Annotated in this window: 11 protein-coding genes; 4 read left to right on the plus strand and 7 right to left on the minus strand. The window is 59.1% G+C overall.

Translation table 11 applies throughout. The annotated features are described in order from the left end of the window. Positions 1 to 4 precede the first annotated feature (4 nt). The gene (locus SH664x_RS07635) at positions 5 to 2194 is read left to right on the plus strand and encodes an alpha-amylase/alpha-mannosidase (RefSeq protein WP_437206410.1); all 2190 of its coding nucleotides are present in this window, start codon (positions 5 to 7) and stop codon (positions 2192 to 2194) included. Between the two features lie 219 nt (positions 2195 to 2413). On the opposite strand, the gene rph is transcribed toward SH664x_RS07635, so the two are convergent. From rph to SH664x_RS07665, 6 genes are all read right to left on the minus strand, one after another. Further along, positions 2414 to 3139, minus strand: coding sequence for a ribonuclease PH (rph, locus tag SH664x_RS07640; RefSeq protein WP_437206412.1), 726 nt, complete (start codon positions 3137 to 3139; stop codon positions 2414 to 2416). Between the two features lie 132 nt (positions 3140 to 3271). Then, a complete protein-coding gene (locus tag SH664x_RS07645) occupies positions 3272 to 4378 on the minus strand; it encodes a DUF444 family protein (protein WP_437206414.1) in 1107 nt (368 codons plus the stop codon). Positions 4379 to 4666: 288 nt separating this feature from the next. Further along, positions 4667 to 5245, minus strand: coding sequence for a hypothetical protein (locus SH664x_RS07650; protein WP_437206416.1), 579 nt, complete (start codon positions 5243 to 5245; stop codon positions 4667 to 4669). Between the two features lie 131 nt (positions 5246 to 5376). After that, the gene (locus SH664x_RS07655) at positions 5377 to 6300 is read right to left on the minus strand and encodes a hypothetical protein (RefSeq protein WP_437206417.1); all 924 of its coding nucleotides are present in this window, start codon (positions 6298 to 6300) and stop codon (positions 5377 to 5379) included. A 321-nt stretch (positions 6301 to 6621) separates the two neighbouring features. After that, the gene (gene smc, locus SH664x_RS07660; protein WP_437206418.1) at positions 6622 to 10359 is read right to left on the minus strand and encodes a chromosome segregation protein SMC; all 3738 of its coding nucleotides are present in this window, start codon (positions 10357 to 10359) and stop codon (positions 6622 to 6624) included. Positions 10360 to 10418: 59 nt separating this feature from the next. Continuing rightward, on the minus strand, positions 10419 to 12425 hold the full coding sequence (locus SH664x_RS07665) for a flagellar basal body P-ring protein FlgI (RefSeq protein ID WP_437206420.1): 2007 nt from the start codon (positions 12423 to 12425) through the stop codon (positions 10419 to 10421). A gap of 550 nt (positions 12426 to 12975) precedes the next feature. Between SH664x_RS07665 and SH664x_RS07670 the strand changes: the two genes are divergently transcribed. From SH664x_RS07670 to SH664x_RS07680, 3 genes are all read left to right on the plus strand, one after another. After that, positions 12976 to 14145 carry a hypothetical protein gene (locus tag SH664x_RS07670; protein WP_437206422.1) on the plus strand — a complete coding sequence of 390 codons (1170 nt, stop codon included), beginning with the start codon at positions 12976 to 12978 and terminating at the stop codon, positions 14143 to 14145. A 173-nt stretch (positions 14146 to 14318) separates the two neighbouring features. Next, positions 14319 to 14459, plus strand: coding sequence for a hypothetical protein (locus SH664x_RS07675; protein WP_437206424.1), 141 nt, complete (start codon positions 14319 to 14321; stop codon positions 14457 to 14459). A 42-nt stretch (positions 14460 to 14501) separates the two neighbouring features. Then, a complete protein-coding gene (locus SH664x_RS07680) occupies positions 14502 to 14756 on the plus strand; it encodes a hypothetical protein (RefSeq protein WP_437206426.1) in 255 nt (84 codons plus the stop codon). 361 nt (positions 14757 to 15117) lie between these two features. On the opposite strand, the gene SH664x_RS07685 is transcribed toward SH664x_RS07680, so the two are convergent. Beyond that, the gene (locus tag SH664x_RS07685) at positions 15118 to 15993 is read right to left on the minus strand and encodes a TerC family protein (RefSeq protein ID WP_437206427.1); all 876 of its coding nucleotides are present in this window, start codon (positions 15991 to 15993) and stop codon (positions 15118 to 15120) included. Positions 15994 to 16099 lie beyond the last annotated feature (106 nt).

Genomic DNA, 16099 nt, shown 5'->3' on the forward strand with positions numbered 1-16099 from the left:
TCCCATGCAGCCAGTGGCTCTTGCATTATTCTGGCATCAACATCAGCCCTACTATCCCGATGATGTCACGGGAGAAACGCTGATGCCCTGGGTCCGTCTGCACGGCACCAAGGACTACATCGGCATGGCTCTGCACGTAAAAGAAGTGCCGGAGTTCCGCTGCTCGATGAATCTGGTTCCCAGTCTGTTGCTGCAGATTGAGCGTTACCTCAATGGGGGGAGTGATCGCCAGCTGGATGTCTCTCGTCTGCCGGCTGACAGCCTCTCGCAGGCGGATGCGTACTATCTGCTGGATCATTTTTTCATGGCCAACGAGGCGACCATGATCCGGCCGTTTCCCCGTTACCATGAACTGTATCAGCGACGGGCGCTGGGGCGCGAAAGTGCCGCCGAAGCCTTGCACCGCTTTAACGCTCAGGACCTTCGCGATCTGCAGGTCTGGAATAACCTCACCTGGATCCACGAGCTCGTTTTCGAGCGGGATCACGACCTTCAGGAGTTTCGCCAGAAGGGACGGGACTACACCGAGAAGGAGAAAACGTGGTTGCTGAAGCGGCAACTCGAAATCCTCGGCGATGTCATTCCCTTACATCGGGAACTGGCCGAAGGAGGACAGCTGGAACTGACCACGACTCCCTTCTATCACCCGATCCTTCCGCTGCTGTGGGACAAGAAATGCGCGCGTGAGGGGATGCCGGGATGTCCCCTTCCCAGATACACGCAGGCGTATCGTGAGGACGTCGCCCGACACATCCAGAAAGCGGTGCAGTACCACATCGAGCTGTTTGGGATTCCGCCGCGGGGGATGTGGCCTTCGGAAGGTTCGGTCTCGCAGGAGATCATCGCTCCCATTGCGGAAGCCGGCATCGAATGGATCGCCACCGACGAGGAAATTCTCACGCATTCCACCGACGGGTTTGTGCATCGCGATGGTGCCGGACTGGTCAATCGCCCGGAGATGCTCTATCGCCCCTGGCGAGTCGAACAGGAAGGAAAGCCGCTCCAGATTCTCTTCCGTGATCATGGCCTCAGCGACCTGATCGGCTTCCATTATCAGCGGAATGACGCTCGCTGGGCCGCCGGGGACCTGCTGGGGAAAGTCAAGGAAATCGGTCGCAGCGTGGCGACGAGTTCTCCTGAGCGGCCGGCGCTGGTTCCGATCATTCTCGATGGGGAGAACTGCTGGGAATATTACCCCGACGGGGGTGTCTCGTTCCTGCGGAATCTCTACCGTCAGGCGGCGCACGACAAGGACATCGCGCCGATGCGGGTCAGCGAATACCTGGCCAAATATCCTGCGGTTCACAAAATTGGCCGGCTGTTTGCCGGCAGCTGGATCAACCACGACTTCTACATCTGGATCGGTCATCAGGATGACCGCGATGCGTGGGATCTCGTGCACATCACGCGAGAATTCCTGATCAAGGCGGAGAAGAGCAACAAGTTTTCCAAGGAAGTCGTCCAGCGAGCCTGGGACGAAATGATGATTGCCGAAGGGAGCGACTGGTTCTGGTGGTATGGTGACGATCATAACTCCGCACAGGATGCTCTGTTCGATGAACTCTTCCGTCGACACCTGCGTAACGTCTACACGCTGTTCGGAGAAGCTCCCCCATCCGCATTGCTGAAGCCCGTGGCTCGCGCGGAGCGGCGACACATCCACACGAGTCCCCGGGCCTTTGTGAATGCCCGGGTCGACGGGCGGATTTCCTACTTCGAATGGCTGAATGCCGGACATTACGAAGCGGGGAGCGAGCGCGGCACCATGACCATGGTGAGTGACGGCACGATTCGCCACATTTACTTTGGCTTCAATCACGAATCATTTTTTGTCCGGATCGATACTCCGGCGCGGGCGGCTATGGACCTGCAGGAATACGATGAACTCAAGCTGCGGTTCATCGAGCCCTATGGAACCGAAATTCACGTCCGGTTCAACGCTGGGAAGACCCCGACGGTGGCAGTCACGATCGACCACAAAGATGTGAAAGCTCTCAATTGTCAGGCATCGCTCGATAAAGTGCTCGAGGTGGCGGTCCCCTGGAAGGCACTGGGAGTGGATGTCGGCCAGAGACTGCACATGGCAGCCGAGCTTGTGAAAGGGAACGAAGTTCTGGAGCGAACTCCGAGCGAAGGAACCATCGACCTTGCGGTTCCTTCTCCCGATTTCGAGATGCACATGTGGCAGGCGTAACCGCACGCTTCGTGCGGGCGCTTGCACGCCAAGGAAACGAGCGACCTGACCTGCGTGTGGGCAGGTCGCTTTGTTCCGGACTTTAAGGGGTTGCGCCAGCGAACGGCAGAACGGACCGCGAACACGCGGACTTTGGCCTGACCGGTTCCCGTCGCGAGGAATCGTTCTCTTTTCGAGCCGAAACCCGCGCTCCGTGCGCCGTAGCAAGAGCAACCGGCGCTAGACAACCGGCCACAGGTCGCCGAGAATCTTCCGTTGAAACGCGGTCAATTCGGCGATTCCCTGTTCCGCGAGGTCGAGCTGGGCATTCAGTTTCTTCCGGTCGAAGACTTCACGTTCCGCCGTCCCCTGGACTTCGATGAACGAGCCTTGGCCGGTCATGATGACATTCATGTCGACGTCAGCCTGGCTGTCTTCCACGTAATCGAGATCCAGAGCCGGTTCGCCCTGCACCACGCCGACGCTGATCGCCGCCACGCTGCCGCGAAACACTTTGCGGAAGTCGAATCCCGGGGCGGTCACCGCGGCGACGGCATCGACAAGTGCGATAAACCCGCCTGTAATGCTGAGTGTCCGCGTCCCCCCGTCGGCTTCGAGGACATCGCAGTCGACGGTAATCATGCGTGGTCCCAGTGCCTGAAAATCAACGACGGCACGCAGACTGCGACCGATCAGACGCTGAATCTCCGTCGCCCGTCCATCTGTACGGCGATCTTTCCGGGGTGCGGTGCAGCCGGGCAGCATGTTGTACTCGGCGCTCACCCAACCGGTCGGATTCAATTCCTTCTTTTTCCAGGGGGGGAGGTCTTCGCTGACACTGGCGGTGCAGAGAATGGTCGTTCGGCCCGCCCGAATCAGCAGCCGTCCGGCCGCTGCTCCGTAATAGGGACGTTCAATGTGCAGAGGGCGCAGCTCGTTCGCCGCGCGGCCGTCGTGTCGAGGCATGTTCAATTCCGATGTTGAGAGAGTCGTGACGGATCGGAGTGTAGGGGGGACGAGGAACGGTGAAAACCGACTCGAGCGCCGCCAGATCCACCAGGAGCTGCAAGGTCCGATTGCGGCAACTGCGGGAAAACGTCACTTCCCTTTGCCAAGGAAGGTGCGAATCGAATCGTAGATGCCGTCCTTGTTGTCAATCTCACTCAGCACAAGATTTTCATGCTTGTCCACGAGTCGCCGCAGATCCTTGATGTACTCACCACTCCCATAGGGGCTTTCCACCTGCCCGTAACAAAACAGATTGCAGACCGACAGCAGCTTGTCAGTCAGGAACTTTGAACACTCCTTGCTGTCTTCCCCCCAGTTGTCGCCGTCGGAGAACTGGAAGCAGTAAATGTTCCACTCGGCGGGGGGAAAGTCGCGGCTGATGATCTCGGCTGTTTTCTGATAGGCCGATGAAATTCGCGTCCCTCCAGATTCACGCACGCGGTAGAACGTCTCTTCATCGACTTCATGAGCGACGGCATCGTGTACGACATACCGGCGCTGAATGCCGTCGTACTGGCTGCGCAGCCAGGTATCGATCCAGAAGGCTTCAATGCGGACGATCTCTTTCTGGTCGTCGGTCATGGAGCCCGAGACATCCATGATGTAAATGATCGCTGCATTGGCTTGCGGTTCTTGCACCGTCGTCCAGCTGCGAAACCGTTCATCTTCCTTGTTGGGGATAATGATGGGCCGTGCCGGATCGTAGCTGCCGCTGGCGATATTGCGTTTAAGAGCTTCCTTGTACGTCCGCTTGAAGTGCCGCAACGAGTCCGGACCGGAGCGGGAGACGGTGTTGTACTTGTCTTTCTGCGATTTCAGTGAGTCTTTGCCTTTGGGGACAATGTTGGGGAGCGCCAGTTCCGCTCCAAGCATTTCGGCAAGTTCCTCCAGCGTGACTTCCACTTCGCGGACATGCTGACCCGGTTCACTGCCTGCCTGACCTGTGCCATCGGCGGGGTCTTGTCCCTTGCCGATCGGCTGGCCGACCTTGCCTTCTCCCTGACCGGTTCCCCCCGAACCTTTCTGCCCATGCTGAAAGTGGGGAATGTCGATATTCGGTACGGGAATGCTCACCGTCTCGCGTCCTTTGCGGCCGAGCATCTCGCCGTGATTCACGTAGCGCTTGAGGTCCTTCCGGATCTTGCCACGGACGATTTCGTTAAACCGGCGAAGCTCACGGTCGATCGATCGAGTCATGGAATGCACTCCCCGAGTCTGGAAACTGCAAGGCGGGCCTGCTGCCATTGTACGCCGAACCCGCAGCAGCGGTCACGGTCGATTTTCCGATAAGGCCCGAACTGTCCGACCCAGATCCAATTTTCAGGCGTTTCCACCTTTTGTGGTTTCGGTCTCGTCCGGTGGCCGTGTGTGTTTCGACACTCAGAGGATGCCGTGGACCGGAACAGCGAATGTTCAAACTTTTGTAGGGAGCGGGTGAGATGTTCCCACGACGCGACCGTTGAAGAAGTGTCGTAGGGTGACAGTTCAGCGCGCGGGGAAATAGCGTCTGCAGAGCGGTGCCCACAGACGACCGATGAGGCCTCGCCAGCGGCCGGAAGCGAACGTGTCGTTCAGAATCAGAAAGCCAAAAGCGACCAACGTGATCAGCGTCCACTGGCAACGGGTGCGAAGGTTGTCATCGGTGACAAGGAGTTCAATCCAGGCGGGGACGGGACTCGGTTCCGCAATGGCAGAAGTTGTGACGGCTGTTACGGGCTGGTGCGGATGAAAGTCGAGACCATCCTCGACGACCAGCAAACTGCTCGGCCGCTCGCCACTCAGTTCCGTCCGGATCATCCGTGCCACGAAATCGGGATCGGTCTGGAGAGCGCGGGCCACCAGGTCCAGCTGCTCCACTTCCTGTTGCAACAGCGAGAGTTGATGGGCATTGCGATCGAACTTGTCTTTCAATCGCTGTGTGGCGACATAGCGGGGGGACAGGCAGATGATGGCCAGCAGAAAGCCGGCAGCATAGAGGGACATCCAGAACAGTAGCGTCCAGCCCCAGCCTAACCCGCCTGCGGCCTCATCGGTCAGCGCATCGTCTTGCTCGATGTCAGGCATGGGAATGGCACTGAAACACGACCTCAGGCTCGCAACGTCACGTGCACTTTACTGCGACCACGGAGGGTGGCTCGCCACGGTGGTCACGAAGTTGTGCGCGGTCTGCAGAAGAATGAGCCCCTTGCCAACGATTAACGGGCCGTCGGCAGCAGTGCCCCGTTCAGAGAGGCGTTCTCTGAACGGCTGTTCGAGCCAGCCGAGGCCTGCATCTGTTCGACGATCTTCAGGTTCTCGGCGAGAACATTCCGCATTCGCACGTACAGGTCGTCCAGCTTCTTTCGCAGAACGTCGATCTCGGATAACTGCTTGTTGCGACTGGCTTCATGTTTGCGGACGGTCTCCACCAGTCCGTCCACGATTTCCGGAATGGTTCCGGGGATTGCCGCCGGGTCACCATTCAACTCGACCATCCGCTGATCGAGTGCCGCCTGCGACTCCTGATTCTGCTTCTGCACCACGCTCAACTGGTTCTTCTGGATGTCGAGCCGGGCCTGAGCAATCACTGTCTGGGCTTCAAGGTCACCAATCGTGCTGAGCCAGTTACCGGGCAGAGTCTGACGGATGTGGTACTGGCCACGGGGCCAAGCGTCCATTTCTCCCGGATAGGGAGCACGAATCAGCTGCGCAGCACTCCGACCGGCTGCAATGTCGACCAATTGGAATTCACCGAGAAACCGGGTCTGCCCGGAAGGTTCTGAGCCGAATACGAAAGCCACGGGCCGGGCCGATTTTTCGAGGTCCGCGGGAACCCGGATTCCGGAGGCCGTGCCGACTCCAATTTCTACGATTCCGTCACTTCCCGGCTGGGGGCCGGAATTGTTCGCGACCCAGACATCACCCCACTCGTGGACGAGACGCTGCCGGTCGGCTTCAAGGTTTTGCACCTTGCGACGCAGGGCTTCGAGCTGTTCCGCATTCTGGCGGACCCGGGTCTGACGGGTTTCAACCTCTTTGAGCCAGCGGTGCCGGATATCCAGCAACTGTGCCGAAAAAACGACGGCGACAAGCACCAGCAGAATGCACAACCCAAGGAGGACTTTTCCCAAAATATGCATCAGCTTGGCCCACCTTCGGGGTACTGACCGAACGTCAAAATACATGCGCAGACGCGCTGCAGTCTGACATCGACACGCGTCTGCTCCCCTCCCCAGAACTTTGGAAATTGGACGGAATCTGCCGGTTATCCGAGTTCAAGGGAGTTCCTTGATCCTAAACCCGATCTCCGGCGACGGTCAAGCTGCCGGTCGGGCGAGCAGGAGGGAATCGTCAAACTGCGGAGGATTTTAGGGATGCAGCCACAGAGTTCGGCTGGGATTGTCGGAGCGATTCTCCCGTTGGCAGCAGTCATGCCCTCCCCCGGCAGTTCGCTGACGGGATCACGCAGCGGTCCGAATCTCTCCGTTGTCGCGGACGTCGTCAAATTTGACGGCAATCCGTTTCGAGACCCCCGCCTGCTCCATGGTCACGCCGTAGAGGACGTCGGCTGCCGTCATGGTCCGCTTGCGGTGGGTGATGACGATAAACTGCGTCATCGAGACAAACTCTTTGAGGACGGTCACATACCGATCGACGTTGGCTTCATCGAGGGCGGCATCCACTTCGTCGAGAATGCAGTAAGGGCTGGGTTTGCTGCGGAACATGGCGAACAGCAGACCGACCGCAGTCATGGTTTTTTCACCGCCGCTCAGCAGCGACATGGACCGCAATTCTTTTCCGGGTGGACGGGCGACGATATCAATTCCGCACTCCAGCACATCATCCGGGTTTTCCAGAATGATATCCGCATCTCCCCCGCCGAAGAGCTTGCGGAAGAGTTCCTGAAAGTGGCCCCGAATCGTTTCAAACGTCTCGATAAAGATTCGTTTGCTTTCGTGGTTGATGCGACGAATGATTTCCTCGAGCGAGCCCTTGGCTTCCTGCAGGTCCTTCAACTGGGTGCTGAGGGACTGATAGCGGTTCTCGAGCTCTTCGAGGCTTTCGAGAGCGTCCGTATTCACGTTCCCCATCATTTTGATCTTGCGACGGAGCCGATCGACGCGGGCTTCGAGTTCCGGACGGACTTCCTCGAAGGAAGGGACCAGGGCAGAAGTTCCCGCACTCTCTTCCGTCTCGAGTGCGGGTTCGCCCGCCTCTTCAATCACAGCCCGGCTGGAGGCGCTGCCGTACTGCTCGACAAGGAATTGCTGGTAGGCGGAGACTCCCGAGTTCGCCAGTTCTTCAAGCGACAGCTGAAACTCTTCGTAGATCCGGTCGGACAATGTTTTCAGCTGATGCTGCTGTTTTTGCACCTCGAATTCGAGCGCATGCTGGCGATCGACGAGAAGACGACGCTGCTTGTGGTGGGTCTCCTCCACGCGGGCGGTTTCGCTGCGGTTTCGACGCAGCTCGTCCCGCTCCGCCAGAAACCCGCGCAGTCCCTGTGCAATGGCTTCCAGCTTTAAGGCATGGAGCGCCTGTCCTGCCTCCGCGGCCAGGATCTCGAACTCGGCTTTCTGCCGGCTACGTTGTGTCTCCTGCAGTCGACGGGAGATTTCGTCCACCTGCTGCTGCCGGCCCTGTTGATCCCGTGCGAGACGTGACTGGGTATCACGCAGACTTTTCAGCCGTTCCTCATGCTTGGCCAGTTCCAGTTGTTCGGATTTCATGCTCTGATGAGTCTGTTGCAGCAACGCGGTCACTTCTTCCATGTGCTGCTGGTCGGCATCGAGAGCGGCGACCACTTCCTGTTCGGCCAACTCCAGCGCCGCGATCTTCTCGTCGGCCTGCTGGCGTTCTGCTGCCAGTTGCTCGGAACGTTCCGCCAGCTGGGCCAGCTGCGCAGCCAACTCGGAGCAATCCCGTTCGATGCGGTCCACTTCCTGAGCCTGCCCGGACAGACGCGTGGCACACTCGGTGACGGCGTTGGAAAGCCGTTGCAGCTCGGCTTCCAGACTGGTCAGTTCTCCCGAGCGATTCTCCAGATTCTCTGTGAGAATCGCGTGGCGTTCGGTCGCCGCTTCAATACTCCGATGCAGCTGCTGGATTTCGTTCTTCAGCTGTCGCAATTCGCTCTTGCGGGAGATGATCGAGGACTCATGGGGCATCGTCCCGACGAACAATTGTTGGTCGGCTCCGATTAACTCCCCCTGCAGCGTGACGAAGCGTAAGTGAGGGGGCGATGACTCCATGACCCGGCAGGCGACGTCGAGCGTCTCCACGATCCATGTGTCGCCCAGAACACTTGTGGCGAGCCCTTCCGCCGGTTCCCGTTCTTTGACCAGCCGGTCGGCCCGTCCATAGACTCCTGGAGTTCCTGTCAGGTCGTATTCGTTCAGCCGTAGCTTGAGCACGCGGGAGACGGAATTCTCGGGCTGGAAGGGGGCAATGGAGACAAAGCCGACCCGGCCTTCAATCGGGGGAGCACCTCGATTCAGGTACTCGATCATTGAGTCCAGTGAAGAGACTGCGATCAGCTGCGCGCGCTCTCCGAGTGCGGCATCGATAATGGGAGCAAGGTCCATCGGAACTTCGATCAGATCCCGGACCAGCCCCAGGACCTTGTTCCACGGGGGATAGTGGGAGGTCTCCGATCGCTTCAGAATCTCGCGAACACCAATCGCGATGCCTTCCTGCTTTTGCTCCAGTTCTTCAAGGACGGTCAAGCGGGCTTCCGCAGCACTGCGGCGTTCACGCAGATCGCGGAGACTGCGGGTCGTTTCATCACGTTGCTGAATCAGTCGGGTGCGGGCTGTCTGCGAGTTGCTGAGCAGATCCCGATGCCCCTTGAGCGCCGCCTCGGCGAGGTCCAGCGCGTTCTGCTGCGATTCCCGCTCCTGCCGTGCGGCCGCCAGAAGCTGCTGCGCGGTTTCTCGACGCTGCTGCAACTGATCCTGATTCTGCAGGAGTGATTCCGCCTGCGATCCGATCACGACGAGCCGCTCTCCCCAGCGTCGACGTTCGGCCTGGGCAGCGGCCAGTTCTCGCCGTTGCAGGGAGATGCGCTGTCGACGTTCTTCAGCCAGCTGGTCCAGCTCACTCAACTGGGATTCGCGTTGATTCAGTTCCACCTGCGAACGGAGGAACTGCTCTTCGAACTCCGCGAGCCGTTTTGATGTTCCCAGGAGTTCGATGCGGGCGAAATCGACCTGTCTGACCAGTTCGAAGCGTTGCCGTCGAAGACGTCCGAGCTCGATCTGAATTTCTTCGCAGCGCGCCGTCTGATGACGAATCGTCGCTTCGTGTGCGGCGATGACGGTTTTCTCAGCCGCGAGTTCCCGTTCCCGCCGCCCGACCTCGTTTTCGAGCCAGTGCAGTCTCTCATCGGATTGACGTCGACCCGCTTCGAGCGACTGAATGTGCCCTTGAACTTCGTTGAGCTGTGCGGTCAGTTCTTCGATTTCGTTGAACTGAACGTCGAGATTGCGTGCCAGCAGTCGGCAGTCATCGGCGGCAAGTCCGGTCCAGGCGGCTTTCAGCTCGACCGAGAGTTCGCGAAAGCGTGCCGCTTTCGTAGCCTGCGACCGTGTGGAGTTCAGCTGGCTTTCCACCTGATCGACAATATCCGTCAGTCGCAACAGGTTCTGTGCGACCCGCTCCAGCCGACGCTCGGCGTCAACCCGACGCGATTTGAATTTGCTGATCCCCGCCGCTTCTTCGAACACCAGTCGTCGGGTTGTCGGATTGGCTTGCAGGATCTGATCGACGCGACCCTGTTCGATGATGCTGTATGCCGCGGTCCCAGCCCCTGTTCCCATAAACAGGTCGCGGATGTCCTTGAGTCGGACAGAGGCCCGGTTCAGCAGATATTCGGAATCGCCACTCTGGTACAGTCGGCGCCCGATCTGTACCTGTGCCGCATCGATCCCCAGCAAACCGTTCGCATTATCGAACGTCAGCGTGGCTTCGGCGAATCCGCTGCCCCGGCGACCGGCGGCACCATTGAAGATGACGTCCGACATCTCCTTGCCGCGCAGGCTTTTGGCGCTCTGGTCACCCAAAATCCACTTAATGGCATCGACGACATTGCTCTTGCCGCTCCCGTTAGGGCCCACGACGCACGTAATCCCCGGCGAAAACTCGAACAGCGTTCGGTCCGCGAAGCTCTTGAAGCCGAACAGTTCCAGGGACTTGAGCATGGGAAAACAACGCCGTTGTCACCCTGCCGCCCGAAGACAGCAGGGTGACCGTTCGATGACTACTCCAGGGAGGGGGTAAACTCGACTCGGCCCGCTTCCGCAGCGGTTTCGACCGGCTGCGGTGGAGGTTCTTCTGTCGAGGGAGCGGGATCTTCGCTGAGACCGGCGGGAGGTGTCCAGCCGGCATCCGCCGACTCGGATTCCGGATTCTTCGCCGAGCCTTTCTTTTTCGGTTCCTTGGTTTCCAGAAACGATTTGAGTGGCGGCGTCTCGTTGGGTGTGGCGACCTCTTCTTCCTCGGTCTGCCGACCCTCAAACATATTGGGGGTCATTGCCGAGCCACCAATCTGGACCGACTCTCCGGTCGCGGCTTCTCCCGAACCGGAATCTGCTGCTTCGGTTCGGGCGGGCCGGGTATAGGTTCTGCCCGGTCGCGGGAGCGCGTCGATCGCGACTTGGCCCTGAAGATTCCGTGACTGTTGAGCCTGCACCAGCAGCTCGACGATGTCCGGATAAGTGGCTCCCAGTTCGGTGGCGGCCCGAATGACCTGCAGTACATTGGCCGAGACTGTCCGGCTCTGTTCCGGTTCATTGGCGGCGATTCGGCGGAGAGTGACCATCTTGGTGCGAGGATTCCCCTGCACGAGAATGCGGCTCCCTGCACGGGCGACCATCGGCATCTGGAATTCCTGCTCGTCGCCGAAGACGACGATTTCCGCCTTCTTGTGACGGGTGATGTGCACGAGCGGAATGCCTGTCGATTCGATCGGATGCAGGGTGAAGTTCCCGGGCATCTCGACTCCCTGAACGACTGGATCGTTGGGGGACATCGTGGAGAAGGCGCGGAAGGCTCCATAGCGGGTTTCCACGCTGTCGACGTTCATCAGGTCTCGCAGAGCCACTCCGGCCGCACCGTCTTCGAGGGCCGCCAGGGCAGCGAGTGCAAAGATACGGAATGCGGGTTCCTTCTCCGCAGATTCCTTCAATGCGGGAACACCGTCAGTGTTGCCGAGGTAAGCGAGGGCCATGCCGGCGTGGAAGCGTGCTTCCAGATCGGGTGAAGTGAGACCGGTTTTCAGCGTGGGAATCGCTTCGGGGCCAATCGCCTCCAGCTGGAGGGACGCCTTTTCCGCCGTCGGGCCAAACTGGATCTGCTCAGCTAGCTCCTGCAGGCGAATGTGCCGTTCCACCGGCGTCTCTTTCAGACGCATATGGCGGATACACTGCAGGTATCGCTGATAGTTGTCGCGATAGCGGTCGGCCACAACAAGCTCAATGGTCGAATCGGTTTTGGCTTTGGCCAGGGGCCGCTGGATTCCATAGTCGTCATAGTCATGAAACCGCCGACCAATGCGGTTGGCGATTTCCGATGACATACGAACGGTGGCGTAGTCGCTGCGGATGGCGATGGTGAGATTGCGATCGTCGGAGTTGTAGGTTGCTCCGGCGGGAATGCGACCGCGGCGGCGGCCCTGGGTCTCGGACGCTTTGGAGTCGTTCCCCAGAGAGTCGACCAGAATTGGACCGGTAGCGATGGCGATTTCGCGGCCTTCATGAACGGAGCCGTCGATCAGGGCATGTTCCTGCAGGTGGCAGGGCATCAGCCAGCCTCCGGCGAGGCTGGTGGATTCCGAGCCTTCCGGCAGAGTCACTTCGACGTCGAGCTTGTCACCTTTGCGGACGATGGGGGGGACCCAGGCGGTCACAATTACCAGTGCTGTGTCCGCCGAACGCAGCTCCTTGTTGGGGTCTTTGACACCCTTCTTGCGCATGTCTTCGAGGAGCTTTGCGCGCAGCGGCGAGGCTGGCGGGTCTTCTCCTGTGCCGTTGAGCCGGGAGACCATCGCCACGCCCTGAATCTTGATGGCGCCGAGTGTGGAGTCGGCGATCTTGATATAGTCGCCGATCAGACGCGAGTGGCCGTTCTCACCCTGCAGAGCGCCACGGACTTTTTTCTTGAGAACGTCTTCTTTCTTCTCGAACTTCGAGACGAGATTCAGTTCGTGACAACCGTGGAGAAGTCCGGCGAACAGAAAGAGGAACAAGCTGAGGCGTCTTGCCTGCATGGCGAATCACTCCCGGCTGAGAATCGCGGCCATCATGACCGCAGTCCGTCGCTTGGGTGAGAGATGGGAGGGGGAAGGGATGTTCAGGAAGGGATCCGGAACATAGGAGAGCGGGAATTCGAGGGTCAAGAGGGATTGAGCCCATCCTCCTGCGGCGGCCGAGATTCGGGCAACTTTGAGCCAAAGGCTGATATATAGTGATTCGCCTGAAAGCCCCGTCGGTGAAATCTGCCGGTTCCAGCCCTGTGGGATCGGAGGAACCCGCTGCGAATCCACCAGGAGCGAAACGCGCTGAGCGGATCACCGCCGGGATACAGGGACGGACCGGGGCCGGAATTGTCAGTCCCTCCTCTTGCTTCAAAATGTGATTTCGTGCTATCTCTCCGCGCCTCATCTGCTGACATCTCCCCTTATCCCTTCCCATCACTCCCCCCCCCCGCGACAGTTTTCATGCTGGTCTGGCAGCCGTCGTTGTCCCTGTGTGGACCGCAGCTTCCCGTCGAACCAGTTCAGAATGCCAGTTCGTGAGCGGCATGCAGGATCACCGGACATGTGGTGTGAACACTGCCTGACTGATATCGCAACAGAAGTCTCACAGGACGGACAGAATCTGCTCTGTACGACCTGCGGAAATGTCGTTCACAAGGTGCATGTCCCCAGCCTGCATCCGGAGACCCGGTCCGCTCGGGAAATTCTGGAACGCTGGGCCAAAGAGCAGCAGGCGGTGAAAGAAGCCCGCAAGTCCTCACCGACCGATGCGGAGCTGCAGGACGCTCTGGCCAATGTTCTCAACCGGCCATTGGCTTCCAAGAGAGAGGTCAGCAGAGCGCAGGAACAAACGAGCCATTCGCTGCCCGAAGTTCCCCGAGAACCTGTGATCCTCAGTCAGCCGGAGATCAAGCCACCCGCAGCCGATCAGAAAATCGAAGTTCCGCCCGCAGTGCCGGTGTTGCCGACCGTTCCGGTGCCCCCACCGGCAGAACCTGCCGTGCAGCCCGCCCTCGAGACGCCGGTTTCCACTGCAGACAAAGTGATTTCGGAAGCGGCCACGGTCACCTCGCTCCCGACAGAGTACGAAGGCAAGAAGCTCCGGTTCGACGTCGAGCATCAGGCTCCCGAAGGTCCGGCCAAACCGCAGCGGGAAAGGAAGCGTCGCCCCCGGATGCTGGATAAGATTCCCCAGTCCGCGGTCCCCGTTGAGGCAACCTCCCCCCCAGTTCCGGAAATTCCGCCGGCATCCCCTCTTCCTTCCCCTCAGGCTGCCGCAATGCGACCGAATTACACGTTGGATGAGTCTCACGCATCGGTTCCGGATCCACACTTCGACATCCGGAAGGCAGCTCGGCCGTCGACATCCTACCCGGGTCGAGCCGAAGCAGTCTGGGGCCAGTTGCTGGCCTATGGCGGCGTCGGCCTGCTGACTGTCGGCACGGTGCTGGTGCTGTGGGGATACTTTGGAGGAATCGAGAACTATGCCTCGACCGGCTGGCTGGTGGCCACGGCCGGCAACATGATCCTGCTTCTGGGAATCGTCACGCTGGTATCCGGCGGGATGCAGCAGACGACACATGAAGTGTCCCAGCGGATTGAACACCTCGGGGGCCGGATGGTCCGCATCGAAGAGTCAACGGATCGCATTCTCAAGGGGCCACATTTCCGTCGTCGCAAGAGTCGGCGCGGCAGCGCCGCCACTCGCGAGCAGAAATCGGATGCAGCCTGAACGACTGTTGTCGGAAAACATCATTTCCGACTGATCCCCCTTTCCCGAAGAGATTGAAATTCGAATCCAAAAACCTGACCGATCTGCTCTGGCCCCGTTTGAAGTTTCAATGTTATCTTGAGTCTCCGCAGAACTATTTTTCCGTTTATTCCGTTCGATGGAGATTTGAGACGATGGCCGGAACCGTGCACACGGGATCCAACGACAAGTTCCGCAGCGGCTGGGATGCAATCTTTCAGAAGAAGAGTTCCAAGTCGAAGACTGGCAGCCAGGCTGCCCCCGCGGCAGCAGCCAAGAAATCCAAGAAAAAATAGCTCACAGGAAGTGAGCTCACCTAGACAGTGGAGGTCTCGAGTATGCCTTTCAACGAACACCAGTCCCCAGAAGATCAGAATCTGCTTTCTATTGACATGGCCGAAGACGATTACGAAGTCATCACCAGTGAAGATGTCGATCGCGTGCTCGACAGCCTCGATCAGCTGATTGCCTCCACAACCAGCGAAAACATTCGTGTCTTTCTCGAAGAAGCAGCCGACAACATCTACTCGCTCGTCTATTCCGACGAAGAGCTGGATGCCGACGGCAGCGAAGAGCAGGACGAAGCCGCCTAGACCAGGCTGCTCTTCCCATTGCGTGCAGCCAGCATTTCAGGGTATGAAATGCGCACCTCCGCGTGGCAAGGCAGCTCTGAATCAGAAATGATTCACCGACCTGAAGTCAGGCTGAAAAGAAAAAAGGGGCCACCATGACTGGTGGCTCCTTTTGTATTGGAGACTTGCTCTTTCGCCTCCGCTTCAGGCGGGGCATCGGCGACCGCCACGTCTTCACCGTTTCGCTGGACTTCTCAGCCGTACTTCACCGCGTCGCAACGAATCGCCGAGTGTGCGGATGCGAATCAGGCAGCCCCGCGGGAGAGCGGGTGTTCTCCCATCGGCGGGCTGCGTTCAATTCGCTTGCCGAAAAGCCGCAACGTCAGGCTGCTGGCGCACTCTGCATCCCCTTGCGAATTTTCAGGTTGACCAGTTCCACGCAGAGAGCAAAGCCCATCGCGAAGTAGGGGTATCCCTTGCCGACATGGAAACCGGCCGATTCGATCACAAGAATTGACCCAATCACAATCAGGAAGGCCAGGGCGAGCACCTTGATGGTCGGGTTCTGTTCCACAAAGCGGCCGACCGCACCCGCGAAGAACATCATCACCCCGACAGCCGCGATCACGGCCGCCATCATCACCCACAACTCATCGACGAGTCCCACGGCGGTGATCACGGAATCGAGCGAAAAGACGATGTCCAGAATGGCGATCTGAACCAGCACCTTCTGCAGACTGATCTTCTCCGGCACTCCGCGATGGTCCTCCGATCCGTGGATCATGGCGCGGATTTCCTTGATACTGCTGAAGACCAGGAAGGCTCCGCCAATCAGCAGAATCAGATCCCGTACGGAGACGTCATCCATCTCATTGACGATCCGTGTTTCAGTCTCGGTTTCAGGAGTCGGCCGCACCGCGTTGTCGGAAGTCCCCTCCAGAGGGATTTCTGTCGGGGCCGTGCCGTCCTGTGCGTGAGGAATCTCCGGGGCCGCCTGCACGGCTCCGCTGGCCACCCATGACGGGGGAACCCCCAGATCCGTGAGGTGGATAATCGGCTGCGTCAGCCCCATGATCCATTTCAGTGAACAGAGGAGCAACAGGCGGGTGATCATGGCCGCGCCGAGTCCCAGGCGACGTGCAAACTCCCTTTGATGGGCAGGCAGCTTTCCGCACAGGATGCTGATGAAAATGATGTTGTCGATGCCCAGCACGATTTCCAGTGCGGTCAGAACGACAACTGAAATGATAACCTGCATCAAGCTGCCTCAAGATTTCTGGTCGAAATTGGATTTGACAGGGACTGACTCAGCGAACGGGGAGAGACGAACACGAGATCATCAGATCCGCGCCGATTGCCCCATT

Source organism: Planctomicrobium aquicomposti (assembly GCF_051466325.1).
GTDB lineage: Bacteria > Planctomycetota > Planctomycetia > Planctomycetales > Planctomycetaceae > Planctomicrobium.

What these genes read in the sequence shown, in the direction of transcription:
- SH664x_RS07670 (WP_437206422.1), top strand. Translation starts at nt 12,976, where the DNA reads ATGTGGTGTGAACACTGCCTGACTGATATCGCAACAGAAGTCTCACAG.
- rph (WP_437206412.1), bottom strand. Translation starts at nt 3,139, where the DNA reads ATGCCTCGACACGACGGCCGCGCGGCGAACGAGCTGCGCCCTCTGCAC.
- SH664x_RS07635 (WP_437206410.1), top strand. Translation starts at nt 5, where the DNA reads ATGCAGCCAGTGGCTCTTGCATTATTCTGGCATCAACATCAGCCCTAC.
- SH664x_RS07665 (WP_437206420.1), bottom strand. Translation starts at nt 12,425, where the DNA reads ATGCAGGCAAGACGCCTCAGCTTGTTCCTCTTTCTGTTCGCCGGACTT.
- SH664x_RS07645 (WP_437206414.1), bottom strand. Translation starts at nt 4,378, where the DNA reads ATGACTCGATCGATCGACCGTGAGCTTCGCCGGTTTAACGAAATCGTC.
- smc (WP_437206418.1), bottom strand. Translation starts at nt 10,359, where the DNA reads ATGCTCAAGTCCCTGGAACTGTTCGGCTTCAAGAGCTTCGCGGACCGA.
- SH664x_RS07650 (WP_437206416.1), bottom strand. Translation starts at nt 5,245, where the DNA reads ATGCCTGACATCGAGCAAGACGATGCGCTGACCGATGAGGCCGCAGGC.
- SH664x_RS07675 (WP_437206424.1), top strand. Translation starts at nt 14,319, where the DNA reads ATGGCCGGAACCGTGCACACGGGATCCAACGACAAGTTCCGCAGCGGC.
- SH664x_RS07655 (WP_437206417.1), bottom strand. Translation starts at nt 6,300, where the DNA reads ATGCATATTTTGGGAAAAGTCCTCCTTGGGTTGTGCATTCTGCTGGTG.
- SH664x_RS07680 (WP_437206426.1), top strand. Translation starts at nt 14,502, where the DNA reads ATGCCTTTCAACGAACACCAGTCCCCAGAAGATCAGAATCTGCTTTCT.
- SH664x_RS07685 (WP_437206427.1), bottom strand. Translation starts at nt 15,993, where the DNA reads ATGCAGGTTATCATTTCAGTTGTCGTTCTGACCGCACTGGAAATCGTG.